We start from the raw sequence: 4,394 nt of genomic DNA, 5'->3' as shown, positions 1-4,394 counted from the left end.
GCGACCACCGAGAGCAGCCCGTGCAGGCCGGTGAACGCGATCGCGACGACGGCCGCCACCGCGCACAGCACCGCGGCCCGCGCGAGCAGCCGCGCCCTGGGGTCCGGCCCGTCCGCTCCGTCCGCACGCTCCGCGCGATCGACGACGTCCGTCATCGGCACCCCTCCGTCGGCCCTGTGCTCCTCGGCTCCGGACACGGTAACCGGCACCGCCGCCGACGGCACGCCGAGCGGGCCCCGGCGGCCGTGGCCGGGGCGGCTCGACGACCCGAGCCGTCCGGACGGGGCCCGCCTTCGTCGCCCGGCGGAGCACCGCTGCGCGGAGTCGTCCACGGTGTCGATGTGTCCGCGTCGTCCGTGTTGTCCGCGTTGTCCACGTCGTCGACGTTGTCCACAGGTGCGGAAATTGATTTGCCGTCACATGGTGATTCGACAAGGCTGCGGGGCAGTTGACCTGCCGAGTCCGTGGAGTGTGCCGGTGCTGACCGAAGCCGAGATCGAGTCCTTCGTCGCGGACGGCTTCGTCCGCGTCCCGGGCGCCGTGCCCCGGGCCACGGTGGACGAGTGCCGCGCTCAGCTGTGGGCGGCGAGCGGCTGTTCGCCCGACGATCCGGGGACGTGGACGGAGCCGGTCGTGCGGATCGGCGGCATGGCCACGCCGCCGTTCCGCGAGGCGGCCAACACCCCCGCCCTGCACGAGGCGTACGACCGACTGGTGGGTGCGGGGCGCTGGACGGCGCCGCTCGGGCTGGGCACCTTCCCGATCCGCTTCCCGAGCGAGAAGGACCCGGGCGACGACGGCTGGCACCTCGACGCCGGCTGGACCGGGGACTCGGGCGAGTACCGGGTGGGCCTGCGCTCGCGCGGGCGCGCGCTGCTGATGCTCTTCCTCTTCTCCGACGTCGGCCCGGACGACGCCCCGACCCGCATCCGGATCGGCTCGCACCTCGACGTGCCGCCGCTGCTCACCGCCGCGGGGGAGGAGGGCCGGGAGTGGTTCTCGCTGTGCGGGGAGGCCGTCCCGGCGTCGGCGGGCCGTCAGGAGGTCGAGGCGACCGGCGCGGCCGGGGACGTCTACCTGTGCCACCCGTTCCTGATACACGCCGCCCAGCGGCACGGCGGGACGGTGCCGCGGTTCATCGCCCAGCCCCCGCTGGAGCCGACCGGGCTGCTCGACCTGGACGGCTCCGCTCCGTCCCCGGTCGAGCGGGCCGTCCTGGCGGGCCTGCGCCGCTCCTGAAGGGCCGACCGGTGCGGGGGCCGCTCGCCCGACCGCCTACCATCGGCGGGTTGCCGATGTGAGGACGGGGATCTGATGGGTGGTCTGGGGCGGCTGATAGGCGTGGCGGCCGAGCGGGGCGAGGCCGGGTTGCAGGCCGGCTGGCAGGCCGCGCTGCGCGGCGGCCGGTCGGTGGCGGGCGGACGGTGGGCGCTCACGGCGCTCACGTCCGTCGCGCCGCCGCCCGTGCCCGCCACCGAGCCGTGGAAGCTGTCGGTCGGCACGCTGCTCGGCCGGCACCCCCGCACCCCCGCCGCGGTGCACAAGCTGCTCGGACTCCTCGACGGCGTCGGCGCCGTGCACCTGGGGCCGGTGAAGGCCGGGTTCGACGGCGAGGAGATCGAGTGGGACAAGGTCGTGGAGGTGCAGACCCGCAACGCCTTCGAGGTGCTGACCACCACCGCCCTGGAGCAGGAGGTCGACAAGGTCCGGGAGTTCCTGCCGCCGGTGCCGGGCCGCAAGTGGGCCGTCACCAAGATCGGCGAGGCGCTGGCCACGGTCGTCCTCGCGGCGCTGGAGCGCGGGTCGGTCGAGCAGCGCCTGGACGAACTGGCCGTGCCCGCGCGGATCGTGTACCGCGGCCTGCTCGGCCGGCAGCGCACCCTGGACGCGGGCTGCTTCGCCGTGGCCACACTCGTCGTGTCCGGCCAGGTCGGCGAGAGCCTCATCGCGACCGCCCGCCGCCGCGGCATCCCGGTGCGGCCCGCCGAGGAGCCCGTCAAGCCGGCCAGGGCGGCTCACGTCGCGACCCTGCGGGAGCGCACGGACGCCGTCGCGCGGCTGCTGAGCCGGATCGAGCAGCCGGGCGGCGGGGCGGAACCGGACTCGATCGAGGCTCCGGAGCCCGCGAACGCGCTGGAGGCTTCGAAGGTGTCGCTCGTCAAGGCCCCGGACACCCCGGACACCCCGGCCGGCGGGCCGGCTCCTGCCCCCGGGCGGTGAAGCGGTGGCGGCCGACCACGATCGCGACGGTCAGCGGGACGGTCGCGGCGGCGGCCTCCCCGAAGAGCGGCCCGAACCGCGCGTGGTCGGCCGCGCCCGGCCGAGGGTCGCGCCGAGCGCGCTGCCGATGAACAGCGCGGCGACGGAGCACGAGACCGCCGTTCCGCGCGCCTCGGGCACCACCGACGTCGCCCACGCCCGGAGCGTCGAGTGCAGGAACGCCCAGCCCGCGCCCAGCATCGTCGCCACGAGTGCGTGGGCCTACGCACCGGGGGGCCGGACCTGCACCTCGTCGCCGGTCATCCGGCGGACCCCTCGGCCCGGCGGGCCATGGCGGTGGCCGCGCAGGCCGCACGGGCTGCGCGGGGGCGGGTCTGAGGGATACCGCTAAGCTCTGGGCGGCAAATTCGGGGTGCCGTGGCCGGACAGCGGCGGGGCGGCGAACGGGGAGTGGTGTGACGATGCAGCCGTTGGTGGCCGGGGATCCTTCCGTCGTCGGGTCGTACCGGCTGCTCGGGCGGCTGGGCGCGGGCGGCATGGGCTGCGTCTACCTGGGGCGGACGGCCGGCGGGCGGACCGTCGCGGTCAAGGTCGTGCGGCCGGAGCTGGCGGCGGACGCCGAGTTCCGGGCCCGATTCCGGCGTGAGGTGGCCGCGGCGCGCCGGGTCGGCGGGGCGTGGACGGCGCCGGTGCTCGACTCGGACACGGAGTCGCCGGAGCCGTGGGTCGCCACCGGGTACGTCGCCGGGCCCTCGCTGGCCGAGGCCGTGGCGCAGTTCGGGCCGCTGTCCGAGGACGGCGTGCGGGCGCTGGCCGCCGGGCTCGCCGAGGCGCTGACGGCGGTCCACGGGCTGGGGCTGATCCACCGCGACCTCAAGCCGTCGAACGTGATGCTGTCGCCGGACGGCCCGGTGCTGATCGACTTCGGGATCGCGCGGGCGATGGACAGCCTCGCCACGTCCGCGCTCACCAGCACCGGGGTCGTGGTGGGTTCGCCCGGCTACATGTCGCCGGAACAGGTGCAGGACCAGCCGCTGGGCCCGGCCTCGGACGTGTTCCAGCTCGGTGCGGTGCTGGCGTTCGCGGCCACCGGAGCGTCGCCGTTCGGCGCGGACAGCGCGGCCGCCCTGCTGTACAAGGTGGCGCACGGCGATCCCGAACTCGGTGGCCTGCAGGGCGAGTTGCGAGAGGTGGCGGAGGCCTGCCTGGCCAAGGACCCGGCCGCGCGGCCGACCCCGCGGCAGGTCGCGGCCCGGCTCTCCCCGGGCGGCGCCGCCGATCTGGTCGCCGCCGGCTGGCTCGCGGCCCCGCTGATGGCCCAGATCGGCCGTCGGACGGTGGAGTTGCTCAACCTCGACGCGGCGCCGGAGCGGACGGAGGACGCACCGCAGCCCGTCCCGACCCCGACGATGCCGTCGGAGATCCCGACGCCGGACCCGACGATGGCCCTGCGGACACCGGAACCGGCACCGGCACCGGAACCGACGGACGCCGGGCGCCGTGGGCAGTTGCTCGTCGGGATCGCGGTCGCCGTGGCGGCCGTGGTGGGGATCACGGCGCTCGTGGTGCTCAACCCGAGCTCGGGCACGACCTATTCGGCGGCGAACCCGCCCGTCCCCAGCGGCCTGGCCGGAGCACCCACGGCGGCGGCCGCACCGGCGTTCGCCCCGAGCAGCACCGCGACGCCCCTCGGCCCGGTGCCCGCAGAGTGCCGGAACATCGACACCGGCGGGCTGGAGCAGCTCTTCGGCAAGGAGAAGCGCACTCCCGAGGGGAAGTCGGAGCAGCACAACCCCGGAACCCCGGACGAGTTCTCCGTGCAGTCGTGCACCCGCTGGTTCGCCAACGGCGGCAGGGCCGGCACGTTCGTCGGCCTGGACGTCCTGACCTTCAAGACGGCCGAGCAGGCCCAGCAGTTCTACGCGGGCTGGACGAAGGGCGACACCGGAACGGCGTCCACGCCTCCCATCGCGCTCGGCGACCGTTCCCACCAGTCGACGAAGGACGACGCCGCGCTCCACGAGCGGGACTACCGCCTGGCCGTCGTGGCCGCCAACCGTGGGGGGGGGGGCGGCGGGGGGGCCCCCCACCGGGGGGACGGCGGACGCGGGGGCCGCCGGGGGCGCGCCGGGGGGGTGGGGGTGCGAGGCCGCCCGGGCGAGGGGGGCGGGGCG

Annotated in this window: 4 protein-coding genes; 3 read left to right on the top strand and 1 reads right to left on the bottom strand. The window is 76.1% G+C overall.

The window, feature by feature from the left end:
* Window positions 1–477: 477 nt before the first annotated feature.
* Entirely contained in the window at window positions 478–1,239 is a 762-nt protein-coding gene (locus ACFV4G_RS27875) for a phytanoyl-CoA dioxygenase family protein (RefSeq protein ID WP_380444854.1), read from the top strand.
* 75 nt (window positions 1,240–1,314) lie between these two features.
* Entirely contained in the window at window positions 1,315–2,220 is a 906-nt protein-coding gene (locus tag ACFV4G_RS27870) for a hypothetical protein (RefSeq protein WP_380444853.1), read from the top strand.
* A 30-nt stretch (window positions 2,221–2,250) separates the two neighbouring features.
* Here ACFV4G_RS27870 and ACFV4G_RS27865 read toward each other — a convergent pair whose 3' ends face one another.
* The gene (locus ACFV4G_RS27865) at window positions 2,251–2,469 is read right to left on the bottom strand and encodes a hypothetical protein (protein WP_380444852.1); all 219 of its coding nucleotides are present in this window, start codon (window positions 2,467–2,469) and stop codon (window positions 2,251–2,253) included.
* A 212-nt stretch (window positions 2,470–2,681) separates the two neighbouring features.
* Here ACFV4G_RS27865 and ACFV4G_RS27860 point away from each other — a divergent pair.
* Window positions 2,682–4,394, top strand: a 1,713-nt coding sequence (locus tag ACFV4G_RS27860) for a serine/threonine-protein kinase (protein WP_380444856.1), incomplete at its 3' end; no start/stop codon positions are given.

The sequence above is a fragment of the Kitasatospora sp. NPDC059747 genome, from assembly GCF_042732955.1.
In the GTDB taxonomy this organism is placed as follows: Bacteria; Actinomycetota; Actinomycetes; order Streptomycetales; family Streptomycetaceae; genus Kitasatospora.
The sequence above is the reverse complement of the archived record's forward strand: the minus strand, read 5'-3'. Positions and strand labels throughout refer to the sequence as shown.